Annotated in this window: 19 protein-coding genes; 6 read left to right on the forward strand and 13 right to left on the reverse strand. The window is 54.6% G+C overall.

The window, feature by feature from the left end; genetic code table 11:
- Positions 1 to 94: 94 nt before the first annotated feature.
- The 4 genes from OHL21_RS15500 to OHL21_RS15515 form a co-directional block, all read right to left on the reverse strand.
- On the reverse strand, positions 95 to 718 hold the full coding sequence (locus tag OHL21_RS15500; RefSeq protein WP_263418188.1) for a cation transporter: 624 nt from the start codon (positions 716 to 718) through the stop codon (positions 95 to 97).
- A gap of 393 nt (positions 719 to 1,111) precedes the next feature.
- Positions 1,112 to 1,831, reverse strand: coding sequence for an acyloxyacyl hydrolase (locus OHL21_RS15505; RefSeq protein ID WP_263418189.1), 720 nt, complete (start codon positions 1,829 to 1,831; stop codon positions 1,112 to 1,114).
- 457 nt (positions 1,832 to 2,288) lie between these two features.
- Positions 2,289 to 3,320: an alpha/beta fold hydrolase gene (locus OHL21_RS15510; RefSeq protein ID WP_263418190.1), complete on the reverse strand. Its 1,032-nt coding sequence runs from the start codon at positions 3,318 to 3,320 to the stop codon at positions 2,289 to 2,291.
- A gap of 58 nt (positions 3,321 to 3,378) precedes the next feature.
- The gene (locus OHL21_RS15515; RefSeq protein WP_263418191.1) at positions 3,379 to 6,063 is read right to left on the reverse strand and encodes an AMP-binding protein; all 2,685 of its coding nucleotides are present in this window, start codon (positions 6,061 to 6,063) and stop codon (positions 3,379 to 3,381) included.
- A gap of 230 nt (positions 6,064 to 6,293) precedes the next feature.
- Between OHL21_RS15515 and OHL21_RS15520 the strand changes: the two genes are divergently transcribed.
- Both OHL21_RS15520 and OHL21_RS15525 read left to right on the forward strand, forming a co-directional pair.
- Positions 6,294 to 6,809: an SRPBCC family protein gene (locus tag OHL21_RS15520; protein ID WP_263418192.1), complete on the forward strand. Its 516-nt coding sequence runs from the start codon at positions 6,294 to 6,296 to the stop codon at positions 6,807 to 6,809.
- A complete protein-coding gene (locus OHL21_RS15525) occupies positions 6,806 to 7,759 on the forward strand; it encodes a TIGR01777 family oxidoreductase (RefSeq protein ID WP_263418193.1) in 954 nt (317 codons plus the stop codon). Before OHL21_RS15520 ends, OHL21_RS15525 begins: the two co-directional genes overlap by 4 nt.
- Before the next feature lie 210 nt (positions 7,760 to 7,969).
- Here OHL21_RS15525 and OHL21_RS15530 read toward each other — a convergent pair whose 3' ends face one another.
- On the reverse strand, positions 7,970 to 8,368 hold the full coding sequence (locus OHL21_RS15530) for a hypothetical protein (protein WP_263418194.1): 399 nt from the start codon (positions 8,366 to 8,368) through the stop codon (positions 7,970 to 7,972).
- Positions 8,369 to 8,615: 247 nt separating this feature from the next.
- Positions 8,616 to 9,116 (reverse strand): MarR family winged helix-turn-helix transcriptional regulator, encoded by a 501-nt coding sequence (locus OHL21_RS15535; protein WP_263418195.1) that lies wholly within the window; start codon positions 9,114 to 9,116, stop codon positions 8,616 to 8,618.
- Positions 9,117 to 9,161: 45 nt separating this feature from the next.
- On the opposite strand from OHL21_RS15535, the gene OHL21_RS15540 reads away from it, so the two are divergent.
- From OHL21_RS15540 to OHL21_RS15550, 3 genes are all read left to right on the forward strand, one after another.
- Positions 9,162 to 10,973, forward strand: coding sequence for a TonB-dependent receptor plug domain-containing protein (locus OHL21_RS15540; RefSeq protein ID WP_263418196.1), 1,812 nt, complete (start codon positions 9,162 to 9,164; stop codon positions 10,971 to 10,973).
- A gap of 435 nt (positions 10,974 to 11,408) precedes the next feature.
- On the forward strand, positions 11,409 to 12,728 hold the full coding sequence (locus tag OHL21_RS15545; protein ID WP_263418197.1) for a multicopper oxidase family protein: 1,320 nt from the start codon (positions 11,409 to 11,411) through the stop codon (positions 12,726 to 12,728).
- Positions 12,721 to 13,524, forward strand: a complete 804-nt coding sequence (locus tag OHL21_RS15550; RefSeq protein ID WP_263418198.1) for a hypothetical protein — start codon at positions 12,721 to 12,723, stop codon at positions 13,522 to 13,524. Before OHL21_RS15545 ends, OHL21_RS15550 begins: the two co-directional genes overlap by 8 nt.
- A 46-nt stretch (positions 13,525 to 13,570) precedes the next feature.
- Here the strand turns inward: OHL21_RS15550 and OHL21_RS15555 are convergent, their stop codons facing one another.
- The gene (locus OHL21_RS15555) at positions 13,571 to 14,215 is read right to left on the reverse strand and encodes a YqaA family protein (protein ID WP_263418199.1); all 645 of its coding nucleotides are present in this window, start codon (positions 14,213 to 14,215) and stop codon (positions 13,571 to 13,573) included.
- Between the two features lie 393 nt (positions 14,216 to 14,608).
- Between OHL21_RS15555 and OHL21_RS15560 the strand changes: the two genes are divergently transcribed.
- Positions 14,609 to 16,804 carry a glycoside hydrolase family 3 C-terminal domain-containing protein gene (locus OHL21_RS15560; RefSeq protein WP_263418200.1) on the forward strand — a complete coding sequence of 732 codons (2,196 nt, stop codon included), beginning with the start codon at positions 14,609 to 14,611 and terminating at the stop codon, positions 16,802 to 16,804.
- A gap of 360 nt (positions 16,805 to 17,164) precedes the next feature.
- Here OHL21_RS15560 and msrA read toward each other — a convergent pair whose 3' ends face one another.
- From msrA to OHL21_RS15590, 6 genes are all read right to left on the reverse strand, one after another.
- Positions 17,165 to 17,692, reverse strand: a complete 528-nt coding sequence (msrA, locus tag OHL21_RS15565; RefSeq protein WP_263418201.1) for a peptide-methionine (S)-S-oxide reductase MsrA — start codon at positions 17,690 to 17,692, stop codon at positions 17,165 to 17,167.
- Position 17,693: 1 nt separating this feature from the next.
- The gene (gene msrB, locus OHL21_RS15570) at positions 17,694 to 18,146 is read right to left on the reverse strand and encodes a peptide-methionine (R)-S-oxide reductase MsrB (protein ID WP_263418202.1); all 453 of its coding nucleotides are present in this window, start codon (positions 18,144 to 18,146) and stop codon (positions 17,694 to 17,696) included.
- 196 nt (positions 18,147 to 18,342) lie between these two features.
- A complete protein-coding gene (locus OHL21_RS15575) occupies positions 18,343 to 18,990 on the reverse strand; it encodes an HD domain-containing protein (protein WP_263418203.1) in 648 nt (215 codons plus the stop codon).
- Positions 18,991 to 19,245: 255 nt separating this feature from the next.
- On the reverse strand, positions 19,246 to 19,689 hold the full coding sequence (locus OHL21_RS15580; protein WP_263418204.1) for a DoxX family protein: 444 nt from the start codon (positions 19,687 to 19,689) through the stop codon (positions 19,246 to 19,248).
- An 82-nt stretch (positions 19,690 to 19,771) separates the two neighbouring features.
- Positions 19,772 to 20,152, reverse strand: a complete 381-nt coding sequence (locus OHL21_RS15585; protein ID WP_263418205.1) for a cupin domain-containing protein — start codon at positions 20,150 to 20,152, stop codon at positions 19,772 to 19,774.
- Between the two features lie 9 nt (positions 20,153 to 20,161).
- Positions 20,162 to 20,626 carry a carboxymuconolactone decarboxylase family protein gene (locus tag OHL21_RS15590; RefSeq protein WP_263418206.1) on the reverse strand — a complete coding sequence of 155 codons (465 nt, stop codon included), beginning with the start codon at positions 20,624 to 20,626 and terminating at the stop codon, positions 20,162 to 20,164.
- Between the last annotated feature and the right edge of the window lie 54 nt (positions 20,627 to 20,680).

Here is a 20,680-nt window from a genome sequence, read left to right on the forward strand (position 1 = left end):
CAGGATCGTCCAGGTGAGTCAAGTGAAGCCAGGTCCCCCAGAGCCGATCCAAAACCGGTGGACCTCGTTTTGCGAGCATCCAATCTTATGATTATCAGCCATGGTCTTCAGCGGACATGCGTTCTTTGCTGGCTGCCTTCCAGACGGTCTTCGCAGCATCCGCGTTCATGATGGCAATGCCAAAACCTACAATCAGGTCAGGCCAGCCAGTGCGCCACCCAAGCGTGATGAGTCCTGCCATGATGATGGCAATATTGGCCAGCGTGTCATTGCGGGCTGACAGGAAAGCAGCTCTCGTCAAACTCCCACTGTGATGGCGAAACCTGGCTAGCAAGAGAGCGCAACCGAAGTTCACAACAAGGGCCCCGAGCCCTGTGCCAGACAGCAGCCGCGGTTCCGGGGGCCTTGGCGCAATTAATTTTTGCCATGCAGTCCAGAGGAGAGCTGCTGTTGGAATAAGGATGATACCTGCAAGCAACATTCCGACTCGGGCACGTCTCTTGAGAGACCAGCCAAGGGCGATGACGATAAGCAGATTGATAGCGGCATCTTCCAGGAAATCGATACTGTCGGCAAACAGGGATACGGATCCAATCCGCTTTGCGACCGCAAACTCAACAAAGAAATATGTCAGATTGGCCAGAGCGACGATCCGTACCACACGACGCAAGCCGGCGTCTGCATGCCCGTTAGATAGAGTGGATAAAGAATTCTGCATGAAACTCCGTTAATTCAGTGGCGCCTACTCCGTCGCGGGAACGATTCTTGAATCCATGAATGGAAAACCTATAGGTTAGCTGGTGTCGTCATACTAAGAGTTATATCTGTACCTAAGTCTGCTCGGAGCGGCTTCATTGCTTTCACCGAGTAACTCGACTGTGCACCAATTGATGATGACGGACAAGGCAAGAAGAGGCGTTGAATCACAGAAAGCACTCGTGGAACACTCGAACGTCAGGAGTCGTTATGGTAGATGATTGAGTCTACAAAAGGTATTGCTCGTTTCCGGGGTGGAAGATTTGCTCTGAATTCTCCGTCGAGGCCCTGGCCCCACTTCTATTGACAATCTGTAGGAAATGCGAACATATACCGCCATTCGCACGGATGCATATTAATTCTGTGCTGTTGATGAAAGGTGATACGTAATTCCTACCCGGACTGCGATCTGGTCCATGCCGGGGTTACTTGCAGCCATATAACCATTAGAGATATGGAAAAATTCGAAGGGTTCCACGCGCAGGTCATATCTCCCTTTCATCCTGAATAAGAGGCCGGCTGCGGCCTGGATATTGAAGTTGTATTTGCTCGCGGCGGGTGAGAACGCTTTTTGATTGAAAATAGCTGCTCCTAGTTTTCCAACGGCGAAAGGCCTGATTCTGCTTTTCTCGAACAACAGGAACCGAAACCCGATTGGCAGGATGGAAATGCCAGGGACTGGCTTCTGATTGTGGCTTATACCATTTCCCCAAAAATCCGACCTTGCTGGCTGGCTTAGAAGAAAGACCGGAATCGCCTCGACGGCATAGTCTACACGCATTCTGAACATGTGCATCATAGGACGCTCGTATTCAACTCCCACCGTCCATGCGTAGCATCGTGTCGTCGCGCTGAATAGCTGATAATCGCCGTCTGGAATCATCAGAGTGACGGAAACTTCACTGCCCGGAGCTCGATAAGCCTTGGCTGGAGGTCGCGGAGGGGGCGAGATCCCAATGGCAAGGTCATTGCCTTTAGCAGCGGCCAATTCGACGGACTGGCCGATTAGCGGGGGTGAGAACAGAAGGAACGTAAGAATGACAACCTTACAGGGGGCCGGCGAGCCGAGTGGCATAACCTCACCTCACATGGACTAAGATGCACGCTGGCCTCAAATTGCTTAAAGAGGATTACCAAAGATTAAGGCGCCGAAGGTACAGCGCTAAGGCGGGTACTCTAGAGCAATTCTCCTAACACCGCAGCTCTGGATAAATCTGCGAAACTCCGCTCTATACCTTCAGGAGATCTGCTCTAACGGAAATCCCCAGAAACTAGACTGAGGTATTACGGATGGTGGATATCCCACGCGCCTATTAGTTTCCGGATTATCCATGATTCCGCTCCGCAAGACTGTTCAGGTGCGTCTGCAGCGAGAACTTGCGGAGCAAATCAAGGGGGCAGGCTCCGAATCGTGTCACGAGATCGAGCTGGATATCTGACATCTTCTCTTTCGTCGTCTCGGGTCGCCAATCGCTCTTACGAAGAGGGAAGTAGCGGTTGAGCACAAACCATTCGGAGATTCGGCTTTGCCTCTAAAGGAAAGGAACAACGGGATTCCGAGACACGCCATAGAAGCGTTGTAACGAGCTAACGATCAGATCGGGCCGGTCCAACTGTATCCAGTGGCCGCTCCTTTCAGCAATGATGTGCTCGCCTTTGCTGGAGAGGGAAGCTAGCTTGTGATGCTCCCTTACTTCTGACTCAGTTGCACTTTCGGCCGAAATCACAGTTAACGAAAGATGACCTAGCGATGTGTAAGCAATTTCACTCACGCACCGCGTGAGTTGAGACAAATACTGGGCCAGGGTCTCAAAACTCTGCGGGCGCGACCAGTGTGCGCGTACCGCAGGCAACAGTTCGCGTGGCATCTTGCTGACCTCGCCCGTGACGCGCGCGAGAACACCCTCGCCGCCGGTGCCACTTGCCATGCGTGCGATCCACTTCGGTAGCGTTTTTGCTCCTGCCGACAGCAATAGCAGGGAAAAACGAACCACACCTACCCGCGCTAGCCAGGCGCCGCGTCTTGCCAGCCTGGCGCCGAGTGCCAATCCTTCCCGGCCTTCGGGAAGCAGCGTGCGCCAATGCTCACAATCGATTGGATCCAGTAGCAGAAGGCCAACCACACGATTGGGATTGCGGTAACAGTAGTCACGAGCAATCAAACTACCGAACGAATGTGCGACCAGAATAAGAGGTCCACAGATGCCAAGCCCGTCAAGCATCTTCTCTAATTCGGAGGCTAAATTGTCGATCGTACGCGGGGTATGGGCCGCCTCGCTCCACCCGAAACCTGCACGGTCATAACTGATCACACGCGCGAACTGCGCTAACTCTGATTGCACCGTTCTCCAGTTCAGCGAAGACGCTGCGATTCCTGATTCCAGGATGATCGTCGGCTCGCCTTGACCTTCCGCATAGGCGTGGAGGCGGCTATTCTGTATCGGAACAAGGCTGCCGGGTGCAGGATAGCGGCGGCGATCAATCGCTGAACCTATCGCTTGAAAGAGTGCCCCAATCAGCAATATGGCCAAAGGCACAGTTACCGCCCAAAGTAGGATGCTCACTGCCAGCCTCCTGCTCTATGAGATGCGGTATGGACGAATCCCAAACATCCGTACGGATCTAATCTTTGGATAAAAGCTGCCGTACGCTCTCCTCGAGCTTTGCGGTTAGTTGCGCGGGCTCTGCACCTTCCTCGACGGCTACAGGCTCGCCTACATGCACCTCCAGTTGTCCTGACCGGAACCATCGAGTCTTGCCTGTGCGCATCTCGCCCAGCCCGATCAACGCTACCGGCACAACAGGTACGCGCGACTGCTGCGCCAGCAGGCCGATTCCGGGCCTGAACGGTTGTAGCTTCCCGTCGGGGCTACGGGCCCCCTCTGGAAAAATCAGTACGGAGTAGCCTCGATCCATTGCCTTGCCTGCATGGGCAAAACTTTTCCGGAATCCACGCAGCCGCGGCAGAGGAAATACATTGAACAACGCCGTCACCAGCCAATACCCCGTAGGTGCGAGCAGATTACGAAGCGTGCTCTGCTGGTTTCGCCCCCTCCGAAGATCCAGAAGAACCTCAGCAGACATTGCAATTGCAACCCGTTGCCGCAGTTTTGCCGGGAGTGAATATAAGATCAGTGCGCCATCGTAGGCTGTCACATGATTCGCAATGATCAGCAGTGGCCCTGGCGGTAGCTCAGCCTTCTCTCGCGCTACGTGTGGTGCCGCGAGCAACCATGTCAGGGGACGCATCGTGAGTTCGATAAAAGCAACGCGGACCGCATGAATCGGCCAACTCCACGGCCATCGCCAAAGCGAAAGCTGAGATACATACCGCTCTTTCGGGAGCGCTGTTTGAGGCAGGGACATCGCAGTCGCCACTTCACCAGGGCTCACCGAAGCAGGGCCGACCTCACCCGCGATACGAGCTGCCTTTACCGCTGGGAATGTTCCTTCCTTCTGCTCCAGCAATGCCCGCAAATCGCCCAGCGTCTCCACTCCGGCAATGGCATCGTCCTCAAGCTCGAAGGCCCACCGGTGCTCGAGCGCCGATTGCAACTGTACACGCCCCAGACTGTCCAGATGGAGATCCTCTGACAGCCTTAGACTGTCGCCGCCGCCCGTGATCGATTCGCCGGTGATCTCCGCAATCAGATTGAGTAGGGCATCGGCTTCCGCGGCGACCTCCGCAGTTCCGTCCTGCCTGAAGAGCGTCGCGCGAACCCACTCTGCCACCTCCCTGCGCAAGAGCTTCCCCGTCGAGGTGTATGAGAACTGCGGATCAGGCCACCGCAATGCTCGTCGAATGTGCTGATACTCTGCCAGCCCACGGTTTGCCTGACCGACAAGTACGTTAAGATCGGAATCGCCTCCTGAAAGGAGCACCACCGCAACCGGCTCCGGGCCCTGGATTGTCTCATACGGGACCACGACGCATCCGCGTACTCCGGGTAGTTTGGCCATCGCCTCTTCGAGATCTGAGGGGTACACGTTCATCCCTGCACCGGTGACGATCACGTCTCCCTTTCTGCCAAGGAACCGCAGCTCGCCGGACGTATCCTTCGTCGCCAGGTCACCGGTTGCCAGCCACTCTGCCTGGCGCGGACGCAATGAGCCCCCCTGCCACGTCGCGGTTGCCACCATGTCTCCGCGAACAAGAATCTCGCCGTTGTCGCTGATGCGAACCTCGCGACCTGGCAGGGCTTTGCCGATTGTTCCGCGTCCGATGCGAAATGGATGATTGAGCGTCACAAGGGCGGTTGTCTCTGTCGTGCCATATCCCTGAATCAGCGCGAAGCCAAGTTTGTTCCAGAAATCTTCAAGATCGGCAGCTAACGTCGCTCCCCCGGAGATAGCCGCCCAGAACTTCCACCCGAAAGCGCGATGCACCTGCCGGAAGCGCCACCATCGCTTCCAGACCGGGAGATCGTTTGCGGATTCCAGGTCGTGTGCGAGCGAATCATAGTGCGACAGCAGATGCATCCGAAGCAGATGCAACACACGCGGCACGGTGACCAGGACTGAGATGCGTTCGCGATGTATCAGCTCCATCATCCGCGACGGCTCAAGCTGTTCACCAAAGTGGACCTCGGCTGCCAGCAGGGAAGGCGTCCACATGCCCATGAATTGGCCGAAAACATGGCTCAGCGGCAGGGTATGTAGAAAACGCAATGGATGCACCCACCGCTCGTACTGCAGGTATTTGGCAATCTCGGCCTCAATAGGCTGCAGGCTCGCAAGAACATTGCGATGCGTAAGAACGATTCCCTTCGGCTCCGCGGTTGTGCCCGATGTAAAGACGATCTGAAACGGTGTCTCACCGCTGACGGCATCGCTCACCGACAACATCGGCGCGGCTGGCAGCTGCGTGTTCACTTCTGAGAACAATAACCGCGGAACATCGCTGTCTACAGAAGCCAACAGGCCGCGATCACCCACGATAAGCTTCGGCGAAACATCTTTCACGATGCGATTGGCGAACTCGGCCGAACCTGCCGCGTCTAATGGAACCGCGATCACTCCCCGCAGCAGACAGCCGAAGAAGACGCCAATCCATTCCGCTGAGTTCTCACCCCAGAGCACAACCCGTTCCCCCGGGGCTATTCCGCGGCGCTGGAGTTCGGCAGCAGACCGGCCGGCGAGCTCCGCGAGCTCACCATACGTTGTCGCATAGCGCCGATTGCCTCGATAAGCCACCACTGCGGTGTCCGCAGCGTGCTGGCGAAATTCCTCAACGAGGCTGGCCAGATGAAGTCGCACTCCGACATGATAGTTCTCGCCGTTCCAGCTTGCTGCCGATACATGACTCATTAGCTTCGCCGCTTGGGGATCTCGGAGCGGAAAAGAGGCCGAAAATTTTGAACATGTTCGAAAATATCTTGACGCGAGTACTGCATTGTGCGCACTATTTGGACATGGTCAAAATGATTCGGCCATCAACAAGGCGTTATCGGGACTTGCACAGTTTTGAAGCCAATCAGAACCAAGCTTCTTCTGCTTTTGCGACAGGTAGACCTTCTGCCGGGGAGTGAAAGCAACCTATGATTCGACTCGAAGAGACCACCATCATTGAAGCGCCGATCGAACGTTGTTTCGATCTATCTCGTAGCGTCGAAGTACATTTGCTCTCGAACATTCATTCTGGAGAGCAAGCATTGGCGGTCGGAGGCGTTACCTCTGGCCTTGTTGGCCTGTCGGAAGAGGTCACGTGGCGTGCCAAGCACTTTGGGCTCTGGCACAACCTCACCAACGAGATCACTGCGCTGGAATCGCCCCGCTACTTCCAGGTCACAATGGTTCGCGGAATTTTCCGTCTTATGCAGGCGGATCACCTGTTCGCGAGCCTGGAATCCGGCAGAACTGAGATGAAAAACATTTTCTCAATTGCCGCTCCTGTTCCGCTGTTCGGTCCGATTGCCGAGACTCTTTTCCTGCGGCGCTACATGCTGGCTCTGGTGCGCGAGCGCAATGCTGTCATTAAGCGCGTTGCGGAGTCTTCAGCGTGGGAACTGTACCTGCCTGGCACTCCCCAGTGGAGCAAGGACACTGCGCTATGAAGATCATGATCGCTGGAGGGAGCGGGCAGGTTGGAACGATCCTCGCGCGGCACTTTCACCGGAATGGGCATAGTGTGGTTGTTCTGAGCCGTAGGTTGCAAAAGTCGCCGTGGCGCGTGGTTCATTGGAATGGCCTCGCCTTGGGGCCGTGGCTCGACGAACTCGATTGCAGCGATGTTTTGATCAACCTCGCCGGTAGAAGCGTAAATTGCCGCTATACCCGGAAGAATCGCCGGTCGATCCTTGACTCGCGTGTGCTGTCGACGCGGGTCCTGCATCAAGCGATTGCTGAAATCAAACATCCGCCTCCAGTTTGGCTCAACGCGAGTACAGCGACCATTTACCGCCACGCACTTGACCGGCCAATGGATGAAGCGACGGGCGAGTTTGGCGGCAACGAGGCAGGAGCTCCCGACACCTGGAACTTTTCAATTCAGGTTGCGAAGGCCTGGGAAGAGAGTTTCTTCTCCACCCCGACTCCTGGAACCAGAAAGGTCACCCTCCGGAGCGCCATGACCTTCAGCGCTGATCGAGGCGGAGTCTTCGATGTATTTTTGAATCTTGTTCGCCATGGTCTCGGCGGGACGACGCTGCCCGGCACTCAGTTCGTCTCGTGGATTCATGAGGTCGACTTCATTCGCTCAGTCGAGTTCATTATCAACAGGACAGAGCTCACTGGAGCCGTAAACCTGGCTGCTCCCCACCCATTACCGAATCGCGAGTTTCTTAGCATTCTTCGAAAAGCATGGAGTGCGCGCTTTGGTCTGCCGACGACAAGGTGGATGCTGGAGCTGGGTACCTTCCTGCTGCGTACTGAATCCGAACTAGTCCTCAAGAGCCGCCAGGTCGTTCCCGGTCGTCTGCTCGACGCCGGCTTTCAATTCGAATATCCAACGTGGCCTCAGGCCGCAGAGGACCTGGTCGGCCAATGGAGGGCCGTCAATCTATAAGGGAGTCTTCGGGTATACAGGGAGAATTCTATTCTTCGTGATCCTTGCCGCCCGTGACGCGACATCATCGCGTCACAGGCGGGTTCACAGATTTCAGAGCTTAGAGCATTTTCCCTGTTGCTGGGTATTCCGGAATTGGTGTGCAGCGGCCTTTTCACTGGAAAATGCCCATAGATTCGGAGCCCCCTCTACACCTACAGGGAAAATGCTCTAGTCGTCATGGCCGTGGCCATGACCATGCCCGTGACCATGCTTCTCACCTTGATCGTCTTTGTACCATCCGAGATGGCGCCCACGATCATGGTGGTCCCAATATCCCCTGTGGTAACGGTAGCCGTCATCGTCGTGTTCCCAATAGGCCGGATGCCAGGCAGCGCCGTAGTAAGGCGGACGCATCCAGCGTCCCGGATACCAGGCATACCGCGGTCCGTCCGGAACCCAGTAACCCTGCACCCACACATAGCCCTCCTCTGGAGGAGGTGGTGGCGCCTCATACCGCACCGGCGGGGGCGGCGTTCCGATCATGACTCCAATTGAGACCTGTCCGAATGCGGGTGCCGATAAAGCCGACACAGCAAGTGCTGCACCAAGGAACCAATTCGCTTTCATCTCTTTCCTTTCGTACTCTCCGCCATGCGAGCTCAATGTGGGCAGGTAATTTTTTCCCGTCAGGCGGTTTAACTTTCCTGCAAATGACGGGTAAACATCCTCTCCGCATCTGCTGCCAGTTCATGAATGCAATTAGGTCGCCATACCGCGCGCCTCGGATTGATGCGCAGTGATAGAGGGCAGTTTTGCTTTGAAGATGGACCCGAGATGGTATGGGTGCCTGGCCGGGGAGAGTTCTGTCTGAATCCTAGCTCATAACCCGTTCGATCTGACGGACAACGCGGAGAGCATCTTCTAAGGCTCTCTTTCCGACCTCACGTTCAAAGCTCTGCTGCAGGCGATCAAATGCACCGATGACACGGACGGCTGTGCGCTTTCCAGCGGGCTTTAGCGTTAGCAGAAATGCTCGAGCATCGTGCGGAGAGACCCGGCGTTGCAGAAGATCCTTCGCTTCCAACGATGAAATGCAATGACTAATGTTCCCTCTGGTCATTTCGAAGGTCTTTGCCAACTGCGATGGGGTGATCGGATCTGGCGATTCGAAGAAGATCGCCGCTAGAATGAGGCCCTCGATGAAGCTCAGTTCGTTATCAAGAAGTGTACGTTTCGCAAACGAGTCGAACGTACGAGACGCACGGTTGATGGCGAACATCGGGCTTTCGGCCAGAAATGCATTGATTCGCACGTTCAATAGTATAGCAACTAAACTATTTAGTATCAGATCAAATCGAGATTGTTTTGAATACACCTTGCTTGCAGAATCGGGAGGTATAGGAGCTGTAGAGCTGCAGGCATGAAACCCAAACTCCGATTGTTGACTTTCCTCTTTGGCGTGTCGATTACCGCGCTACCGGCACAGAATGCTTGCCAGCAAATTCCGACAGTAGAAACGAATGTGATTGTTCTGGGAAATGTAGAACCGATCAGCGTGAGCGAGGCGTCACGACCGGTCGTCTATATCGATATAGACCAACATCGGCTCGCGTATCCCTCTGTCGAGGATTATCTGCGGATGGATTCCAGCGTTGACATTCAACAGCGTGCAGGGGCGGGAATCATGTCGGATATCCTGGTCCGCGGTGCATCCTTCGAGCAGACGTTGGTTCTTCTCAATGGGCTGAGAATGGATAGTGCGGAGACTTCTCACTTCAATCTGGATATTCCTGTTCCGTCGATTGGTCTTGGGAGCGCCAATATTCTGCATGGCGCAGGCTCGACGCTTTACGGATCGGACGCTATCGGTGGGATTGTCAACTTTATGACATGGCATCCCGAGCTTAGTGGCGCCAGGGTACAGCTTGCGGGCGGCAGCTTTGGAACGAATCGAGAGGCCGTGAGTGGTTCTCTTGTTGAAAGCCGGTGGAGTGAAGTACTTTCAGGGGATCGCGAGTTTTCGACCGGATTTATCCGCGGCCGCGACTACCGGACAGAGAATGTCAGCTCTGATAGCCGTTTCCACTCGCGTGCTGGCGATACAGAGATTCTAGCCGCAGGGGACGATCGCGCTTTCGGCGCTGATCAATTCTTCGGGAACTATGATTCCTGGGAGCGAACCAAAGGATGGTTTGCTGGTATGAATCATCAATTTGATTCCAAGACCGAGCTTGATGCCGGATACCGACGGCACTCCGATATTTTCCTTCTCGAAAGGAATCAGCCGCTTGGCTATAAAAATCAGCATGTGGATAGTGGCTTCCAGGGCTCCCTTCGCCGGCGGTCCAATCTGCGTTCTAATGTCGTTCTACTCAGCGGCATTGAGGAGTTGACGGAGCAAATTCAAAGCACAAATTTGGGAAATCACGGGAGGAATCGCGGAGCAGGTTATGGCCAGGTGAATTGGAGAGTTCCGGCCAGAGGATCCGTTTCCCTGGGTATTCGGGAAGAGTTGTTTAGTGGTGGCAGGTGGGTGTCGAGCCCGATGGCGGCAGGTTCACTCTGGCTTCCTAAACGTATCAAACTGCAATCCTCAGTAAGCTACGGTTTCCGAATTCCTACGTACCTGGATCTCTACTACAAGGACCCAAGCACAATTGGAGACCCCAATCTAAAACCCGAAAAGGCATGGAACTTCGAGGGCGGTTTGAGTTGGTTCCCGTCGCAGCGCTTAACGACAATCATTACGGGTTTTTATTCTCGACAGAAGGACACCATTGATTACATCCGCACATCAGGGGCAGGACAATGGCGGGCAACCAACCTGTCGGGATTGCACTTTGCAGGAGTAGAAGCTAGCGCTGATTGGAGACCCCTTTCGCGCACTCAGATTGGTCTCAGTTGGTCGCTTCTGAAGGGTGAGCAGAATAGCCTTGGCGGGTTGGAGTCCCGATATGTATTCAACTACCCGGTAAACAATGGACGGTTGCAATGGACGTGGAACGCGCCTCGCTCCATCTTGGTGCATTCGCGGCTTGGAGTTCTTCAGCGCTATGGAAAGGATCCCTATGCCGTGTGGGATGCTTCGGTCGCTCGAGAGGCCGGCGTTGTCAGACCGTTTTTACAGATGAGCAACCTGGCGAATACGGGATATGCGGAAGTCTTAAATGTACGTATGCCCGGCCGCACGATCATTGGAGGCGTTGAGCTGCTCTTTGGTCGAAAGCATTGAGGCCTATAAGGCATTGAAGCGGATGAAGAAAACAGCTTCGAAGAAGTTTTGCAGAAGTGGCCTCAGGATCGGAGGCCGCTTTTTTGCCGTGAGAACGGTTTCGGTTTCTCCCGGCCAAAACTTCACCCTGAACTCGTTCGCTGAGGACCCCGATTCTTCACCCCAGCGAACTCGTTCGCCAGGGACCCCGATACTCCGTTCTATATATCTTTAGAAGAACTGCTCTACGTGCTTTTAAGCTGGACTTAAGGTCATTCCGTCACTATTGATATATCACCGCCTCATGATGCCATAGGAGCTCATGTCAGTGGCAGGGCGGGCAGGGAGTCTGCCGCTTTACAACGCGAATGAGCCGTTGAACGATGAGCTTTGCGCCATTCTTATCGGACAGAATTAGATGGTGTGGGAATAAGAATGGGAACGATCTCGCGAAGAATGTTTGTGCAGCAAGTGGGCCTGCTGGCCGGAGCTACGGCGTTGCGTGGGGCTGAGCTACCCGCGGACTACAACCTGGAAATTGCCACCACGAAGGTTGAGTTCTCTCCCAAACATTCCATCCGGACGACTACCTATAACGGTCGGGTTCCAGGGCCGTTGTTACGCCTTCGCGAAGGCAAGCCGGTCCGCATCAAGGTTACAAACCGCAGCCCCAACCCTGAAATTGTGCACTGGCACGGTCTGTTTCTACCATCGGAAATGGATGGCGCCATGGAAGAGGGATCGCCGATGATCTCCCCTGGAGATTCTCTAGTCTACGAGTTCTCTCCGAGTCCGGCTGGTTTTCGCTGGTTTCACACGCACACGTTTGCCGGGAATGACCTTAACAAGGGCCAGTACACCGGCCAGCATGGCCTGCTCTACGTGGAACCAGCGAACGAGCAAGGGGCGTTCGATGCAGAGTTCTTTCTTACCCTGCACGATTGGCGTGGGCAGATGATGGGCAGCGACGATGGTTCCATGAATCCCTCTTACGATATATCCACCATCAATGGCCAAATGTTGGGTTTCGGGCCTCCCCTGCGTGTGCGACAAAACCAACGCATCAAGCTTCACCTTCTGAACTCCAGTCCAACGGAGACACATTGGCTTGCGCTGCCGGGACATACCTTCGAGGTGGTGGCACTGGACGGGAACCCGGTGCCACAATCGCGCGCCGTATCCATGGTGCGCCTTGCACCCGCGGAACGAGTCACCGCATTGGTGACAATGAACAATCCGGGCGTGTGGATTCTGGGCGAAGTCCGCAAGCATGTTCAGGCAGCAGGTATGGGCGTTGTCGTGGAGTATGCCGGCTCATCCGGATCCCGAAAATGGCATCAGCCGCAGACGTTGCAGTGGGATTACGCGATCTTCGGTGGAATTGAGCAGCAGCAGAAGGAGCACGTGGAGGAGATCCCTCTTGTTTTTACCTCGAAGTTTAAAGGTCACGGAGCGATGGAGGCCTGGTGCATCAACGGCAAGTCGTACCCATATACCGACTCTCCCGTATTACACGCCGGGCGACGATATCGTCTTCTTTTAAAAAACCCCAGTCTCGATGATCATCCCATTCATCTGCATCGCCATGTCTTTGAACTTCGCAGCCTGCCTGGAAAGGGTGCGACACAGGGCATTATGAAAGATACGGTGCTGGTGCCGTCACGCAGTGAGGTGTCAGTCGAGTTCGTCGCAAACAATCCTGGACAGACGCTGCTGCATTGCCATCAGCAGAATCATATGGATCTCGGTTTCATGATGGTGTTCCGTTATGCGTGATCTGCGTCTCGCCTTGCGCTTGGCCGCTGCGTTGTTCTGTGTTTTTTCCCTCAAGGCGTATGGCCAAGGGAACTATGAGATCCAGGTCTACGGATCGGATACGGTTCCACCGAAAACAACAATGGTGGAACTCCATTCGAATTTCACCGCCAAGGGGCAGCGGTATCTCGTCGACGGTGTCTACCCTACCTACCATCAGCAACACGAGACGATTGAGATCACGCAGGGTATCAATAACTGGTCTGAGGTGGGCTTCTATATTTTCACCAGTGAACAGAACGGCCACGGCCTGCAATGGGTTGGGGACCATATTCGGCCGCGCGTGCGCGTTCCCGATAGCTGGCATTGGCCCGTGGGGGTAAGCATCTCTACCGAGGTGGGATATCAGCGAGCGATGTACTCCCCCGATACCTGGACCTGGGAGATAAGGCCGATCATCGATAAGTCCATTGGACGGTGGTATTTCTCTGTGAACCCTGCGTTGGAGCGCACTTGGCATGGTCCGGATGTGAATCAAGGGCTTGGCTTTGCCCCTGGTGTTAAGGTGGGGTATGACTTCACCCGCGTCATCAGCGGCGGCGTTGAATATTACGCTGACTACGGAAGGCTAGGTAGCTTTGACGTTCTGCACAATCAGCAGCAACAGGTTTTCGTCGTAAGCGATCTAAACGTCTCGCCGCAATGGGAGATCAACTTCGGAGTCGGCCTCGGAGCGACCTCCGCGACAGATCACCTGATTATCAAAGGCATTATTGGCAGACGATTCTCCTGGGGCAAACATTCCGAAATTGAATAGCGACTTTTCAGGGGTTACTACACCTCGATCTATGCAGAGGATCCGTCTAATCCTCCATCGGAAACGGTACGCCTTTCATCCGATCGAGGACCTTTCGAACGACCTGGATCACGATCAGTAAGACAAGAACTCCTGCTGCTGCCAGCACGATCGTTCTATGATCCTTCATCGCAGACCCGATAATTTGAAGAATCCGTGGACCGTAGAGCATCGCGATGATAGCCAGCACGCCAAAGCGAATAAACATCCCTGCGAAGACGGCGCAAAAGAGCGACATCACCCGCATCTCGAAGACCCCGGCTGCAAACAGGAAAATCTTTACCGGTATCGGAGGCGACATCATAGAAGGAATCATGATGGCTAGAAACTCCTGTCGTTCGAAGCGGTCGCGAAGCTTGTCATATCGGGCGCGATCAATCTTCTTCATCAGGAAGAGTTCACCGCCTGCCCGGCCCAGATAAAAGGGAACCAGGCTGCCGAAGGCCTCACCCGATGCCGCAACAAGACAATAGAGAAGAAATTTACGGTGGTCGTGGACTGAATATCCAATAACGAGCGCGTCAATCGGAACGTAGATCGACGCAGAATCGATGGCCGCCAGCACACCCAGTCCCCATAGACCAAGGGGAGCCAACGCAGCAAGTATGGCGACGGTCCCACTGTGAAAGAGGGAGAGAAGTGGGGTCTGCACGCATCTTTGATTCTAGATCGGAAGAGGGATGCACCGTTGATTCGAAGATTTTTTGAGGACTTTCCGTCATCGAAGACATGGCCCGAGGAGCCTCCCCCAATCTGAGTGATTTCTCTCCTAATGGGCGTACATTTACGGCAATCCATTTGGGCTACAGATGATTGTCTGCGACGCTTGATCGTCGATAATTCAGGAAATCTTCCGATTTTTGGCGATATAGCATAACGCCCCAGAATCAAATACTCATTGACGTCTTTGCTGTAAAGGTAGTACCTTTCGTCTCGCTGTCTGATCTTACGGTGAATCGGCGTGTCGCGTGCGCGAGAGGCATGTGGCCTCATTCCGATGATCTTTGACGCAGCAATCTCTGTGGTGTTTTGAAAGGAAGCTTGTATGAAACTGTTTGCTTCAGTACTGTGCCTGTGTCTCGGAGGAGTGATGCTGGCGCAGAACTCACAAACGCCGGCATTTCGTAATACAAAGCTTCCGATTGAGGAACGCATCACGGATCTCATCGGGCGGCTATCGCTTGAGGAAAAGGCTCAGCAACTGAATCATCTAAACCAGGGAATTCCAAGGTTGGGAATTCCAATGTGGGGCGGATGGAACCAGACACTTCATGGGGTTTGGTCCAAGCAACCGACAACGCTTTTTCCTGCGCCCATAGCTATGGGTGCGACCTGGGATCCTGGACTGGTTCATACTGTGGCGGAAAAGATGAGTGATGAAGCGCGCGCTCTCTATAACGCCCGCGCGGATGGACCGCGGTCCAGGCATGGACTTGTTTTTCGCTCACCGGTGATCAACATCTCCCGTGACCCACGATGGGGCCGCATCCAGGAAGTATTCAGCGAAGATCCACTACTGACGAGCCGTTTTGCAGTTGCTTACATCCGCGGCTTACAGGGCGACGACATCAATCATCTTAAATTAGCGGCAACTGTAAAGCATTTCGCAGTCAACAACGTTGAGACCGGCAGGCAACATCTCTCAGCAGCAGTCGACGAACGCAACCTCTTTGAGTATTGGTTACCTCATTGGAGAGCCGCAATCATGGAGGGTCACGCACAGTCCGTGATGTCCAGCTATAACGCAATCAACGGGACACCCGACGCCGTGAATCACTATCTTCTAACGGACATCCTTCGAAAGAAATGGGGGTTCGACGGGTTTGTCACGGATGATCTCGGTGCGGTTCACCTTCTTACGGGTGGAGGGAACAATCGGAATAGCTCGGAACCTGGTCAGAGATGGTCAGAAGATCCCGTTGCTGCTGCGGCCGAAGCTATTAAAGCAGGCAATGATTCGGATGATGCGGAGTTTGAGAAGAACCTTCCTCTTGCGGTCAAGCAAGGACTTCTCACCGAAAAAGAACTGGACGGAGCAGTGCGGAACGTTTTGCGCGTAGGCTTTCGCCTCGGCGCATTCGATCCGCCCGAGGCGAGCCCGTATGCCAGGCTGTCGATGGATGTGGTTCGTGCGCCAGAACATCTCGAACTCGCTCAAAAGCTGGCCGCGAAGTCACTCACCCTGTTGAGCAACCGGCAAAGCTTTCTGCCGCTCCACCGAGACGCGGTCCATAGGATTGCAGTGATCGGGCCCGCGGGCGGAGAGGAATACGAGACCGGCAACTACTACGGAACTCCCGCGCACAAAACGAGCGTCGTTGCGGGATTGAAGCAGTTGCTTGGGGATTCCGTTCGAGTCGATTTTGCTCAGGGCGTTGGCTTCGTGGAGCAAGTAAACGGCGAGGAAATGGAAAAGGCAATAAGCCTTGCGAAACAGGCAGACGTTGTTATCCTTTGTCTCGGTACCAATGCTCGAGTCGAGGCGGAAGGGCATGATCGCCGCGGTCTGGACCTTCCCGGCTATCAGGAAAATCTGCTCGAGGCTGTGTTTGCCGCAAACCCGAAGACGGCTGTTGTGCTGATGAACGCGGGGCCTATCGCATCGACGTGGGCGCAAGATCATGTTCCGGCGATTCTTGAGGCCTGGTACCCAGGTGAGTTCGGTGGGACAGCAATCGCTCGGGCTCTCTTTGGGATGGATAATCCGGGAGGGCACCTGCCGTATACCGTCTACGCCAGTCTCGACGGCGTTCCTCCGCAGAACGAATATGACGTTTCGAAGGGCTACACCTATATGTACTTCAAGGGAGTGCCCTTGTATCCATTCGGGCACGGACTAAGCTATACCCGCTTCGAATTCAGTGATCTCAAGGTTTCTCCTGGGCCTGTGACGCAGAACGGGAAGATATCCATCTCCTTCGATGTTCAGAACAGTGGAGAGTTGACTGGCAGCGAAGTGCCACAACTCTATACTCATCAGCGGGCCAGCAGGGTGGCTCAACCGATCAAATCGTTGCGGGCATTCGAACGCATCGAGCTGAAGGCGGGGGAGAAGCGTCACGTGGAGTTTACGGTGCCGGTCAAAGATCTTGCATACTACGACGTCACGCGCCATGACTTTATTGTCGAACCGGGCATATTCGATGTGATGATCGGTGCATCTTCAGACGACATCCGGCTGCGCGGAAGCGTGCGCGTGGGAGCGGCTGCTACCGCAACGAAAAGTCCGGTGAAAAACTAGGATATATCGAAAAATTCGGGATAGAGCATTTCCGTGTAGGTGTAGTCCAGCGCATCCGCATTTTATGGGCGTTTTTCCGCAATGAAAACGCCGCTGCACGCCCCTTCAGGGATACCCAGCAACAAGGAAAATGCTCTAGTCCATGCATGGGGTACCCCATGTCCGGGGGGCACCAACGAACCCGTTCGTTGGGTGGTGTCGCTCGGAGACATGGGCCCGGCCTTCATTTTCCCGACCACTCGTATCAATCTCTTCTATTCGCGCGAAGCGCGACACCCCACGCTAAACCCACCGAACAAGTTCACCGGGGACCCCAGCTTCGCGATAAAACTGCGAAGAACGGGGCAACTTCTCGCGGTCTCAATTATTTACTTGTTGAACCTCAGGCTGCGAGCGGTGCGGAAGCACCCAGTCCGGCCGGATAAAGTGGCAGGTATATCCATTCGGGATTCGCTCCAGGTAATCCTGGTGCTCTGGTTCCGCTTCCCAGAAAGGACCTGCGGGAGCGACCTCCGTGACGACCTTTCCTGGCCAGAGGCCGGAAGCATTCACGTCGGCGATGGTGTCCTCGGCGATTTGCTTCTGTTCGTCCGTGGTGAAGAAGATTGCGGAACGGTAGCTGGTGCCGACGTCATTGCCTTGACGATTGCGTGTCGTGGGATCGTGAATCTGGAAGAAGAACTCAAGCAGCTTTCGATAGCTCAGTTTGGCGGGATCGAAGATGATTTCGATCGCCTCTGCGTGGCTGCCGTGATTTCTATAAGTGGCGTTGGGCACTTCACCGCCGGTGTAGCCTACGCGAGTCGAAATGACGCCGGGGTAACGGCGCAGCAGGTCCTGCATTCCCCAGAAGCATCCGCCGGCAAGGATGGCAGTCTCTTGGCTCATATTATTTTTGCTCCTTCTTGAATAGCTTCAGGTAATCGCCATAACCTTCGCTCTCGAGCTTGTCTACAGGAATAAAACGCAGCGAGGCTGAATTGATGCAATAGCGAAGGCCGCCTTTGTCACTGGGGCCGTCGTCAAAGACGTGGCCGAGGTGGCTGTCCCCATGTGCAGAACGTACCTCGGTACGAACCATGCCGTGCGTACGATCGGTGAACTCCTCGACGTGTTCACTCTCCAACGGTTTGGTAAAGCTGGGCCAGCCACAGTGGCTGTCAAATTTGTCAAACGAGGAGAAGAGCGGCTCGCCGGAGACGATGTCAACGTAGATTCCAGGCTCGTGATGATCCCAGAATTCGTTTTGAAACGGTCTTTCGGTTCCGCTTTCCTGGGTAACGTGGAACTGCTGAGGTGTCAGACGTGCAACGGCTTCTGGGTCTTTCGTGTAATTTGCCATTGTTTGGTACCAATCCTTCTCCACATTTGATTGAGGAATCTGCGTTTCGGTTACAAGTGACTTTAAATTAGCTTGGAGGGTTCTAGAGCATTTTCCCTGTTGCTGGGTATGCCGGAAGAGGCATCTATGGGCGTTTTCATTGCGGAAAACGCCCATAGATGCGGATGCTCTGGGCTACATCTGCAGGGAAAATGCTCTAATGTGCGATTTCGGCGAGCATCCCCGTGTAGAACTCCTGCAATTTGGTATGGCGCTCCTTTGCCAGCCGTTTGCCGGTGGGCGTTCGAAAGCCCTCGGATAGGATGAGCAACTTCTTCGGAAAGTGATCGAGTGCAAAACGCTTATCATCTGCGAGCCTGTCGATTGGCTCCGGTTGATTGGGATGGTAGAGCGCGGAGCCCATACGGCCGGCGGTATAGAAGCAGCGTGCGATTCCGACGTATCCAATCGCATCGAGGCGGTCAGCGTCCTGGAGGATGCTTCCTTCCAGGCTGGTAGGCGTCACACCCGCCGAATAGCTATGGCTCTCGATTGCGGCGGCAACCACATCGATCCTATCTGCTTGCCACTCGAGCTGTTTCAGAACAATCCGGGCCTGGTCGGCGGCCAGAGCCGCGGCACGAGAGCGGAGTGGGGAATCTTTCGGAACCTGGACACAATCATGCAGTAGTACCGCGGCGGCCAGCATCTCCAGGTCGCCGCCTTCTAACTTCTGGATGGCTTTTGCGTTCTGCCATACCCGCTGAAGATGAGATAGATCGTGGGCTCCGTCCTCTGCTGACGGGAGGTAACCCTCAAGCTGGAGGAAGAGTTTGTCGTAGGGGTGGAAGGATTCCTGGATCATCGCTTATACCCTTGATGGTACCTGGCGATGCAATGGATGGGGCACCCAGACTATCCAGAATTGTTTCGGTACTTTAGCATGGTGAATCTGAAATTCTTAGCGAAGTTTGTCATCCCGAACAAAGTGAAGGACCTGCTTTTTAAAGCTCTGGATAGCAAACGCACTCATTACTTTATGGCGCTAACTTTAGATTCAGGACACTAGGAAGAAGCTCGATTGATCCTGTTGATATGAGTCTTGCGCCCGGAGTGAGCATTATGAACTGACGCTGTCCAGACTGAATCTGTATTCGTCGCAGGTTGAAAGCAGAAACGCGCCGGCTGATGCCGAAAAGACCGAATAGCTCAGCGGTGGCTCTAGTCCAAGTCCGTAGATCATCGAGAGACCGAAGACAAGAAGCAGCAGGCCGCTGAGAAAGGCCGCGAGCCGCGTCTGCCATCCCAGGATAAGGGCGATTCCGAAGACAATCTCCGCGATGGTTGCGATCCAGGCCAGTGCTGGTACGGAGGAAGCTGGCATCATCGAGGTCAGCTTCCGGGTGTAGGTGATGAAGTGGGAGAAGTCGCCCCATCCCACGTTTCCCGTTCCGAGTGGCCCCCATAAACCGAAGCGATCCGCGACCGCGGAGAGGAATGCTGTCCCAAGCGCCAGTCTCAGGAAGACGATATAGATGTCTTTCGCCTGCCATTTCTTGTCCATTTTCAATCCTCTCGAAACCTGTCCTAAAGATGCTTCGATAACTGTGGTCAGTACCTGGATCCTTCCAGGTGCTGACGGGACCCTATTTGACGGGAATAGAAGTGGGAGCACCCTTGTCCATCACGAAGAAGACGACGAACTTCGCCGGAGCCGTCGTACTGGCGTTTTTACTGACGAGGTGAATGTCTCCAGGCGCCTCATAGAAGGTTTGTCCGGCGGTAAGCGTCATTTCCTTTCCACCTTTTACCTGCATCACTACCGAGCCCTCTATGACATAGACAAAGACGTCGGCATTATGCCGATGCACTGCCGAAGATCCGCCCGGCAAATAGTCCACGATGAGCATTCTGCCTTCCTTGCCTGGAAGATCCGGAAGGTCTTTGGAGAGTAGAGGTGTCACTTTGGCTTCCTGTGCTGCCAGTGTGCCTGCCATGAGCCATAAACACATGAGTATTTTCTTCATACTTCCTCCTTATTCGTGGGTACCAGGCTGATACTCACCAGGAACATAGCGGAAGCCGATTGCGATACGGTTCCACCCGTTGATGGTGATGATCGCTAGGGTAATGTTAACGAGCTCTTCAGGGGAGAAGTATCGCTTAACCCGTTCGTATGTATCATCGGGCGCATGTCCGTCCGTGATCAGCGTGAGAGCCTCTGTCCATTCCAGGGCAGCGCGCTCGCGATCAGTGAAGAACGGAGCCTCGCGCCAGGCTGAAAGCGTATAGAGTCTCTGCTCACTCTCGCCCTGTGCACGCGCATCCTTCGAATGCATGTCGAGGCAGAAGGCGCACCCGTTGATCTGGGAGGCGCGCATCTTGATCAGTTCGAGCAGTGACGGTTCCAGCTTTGAGGCCTTGCAGAGAAATGCCTCCAGACCAAGCATCGCGTTATAAGCCGCAGGGGAGGTTTTCTGAGCGTCCAGTCGTGATTGCATCTCGTAGATCTTCCTTTCCCCTCCAGAATAGAGTTCGACGGACCATCGGAAAGG

The sequence above is a fragment of the Terriglobus albidus genome, from assembly GCF_025685425.1.
In the GTDB taxonomy this organism is placed as follows: domain Bacteria; phylum Acidobacteriota; class Terriglobia; order Terriglobales; family Acidobacteriaceae; genus Terriglobus; species Terriglobus albidus.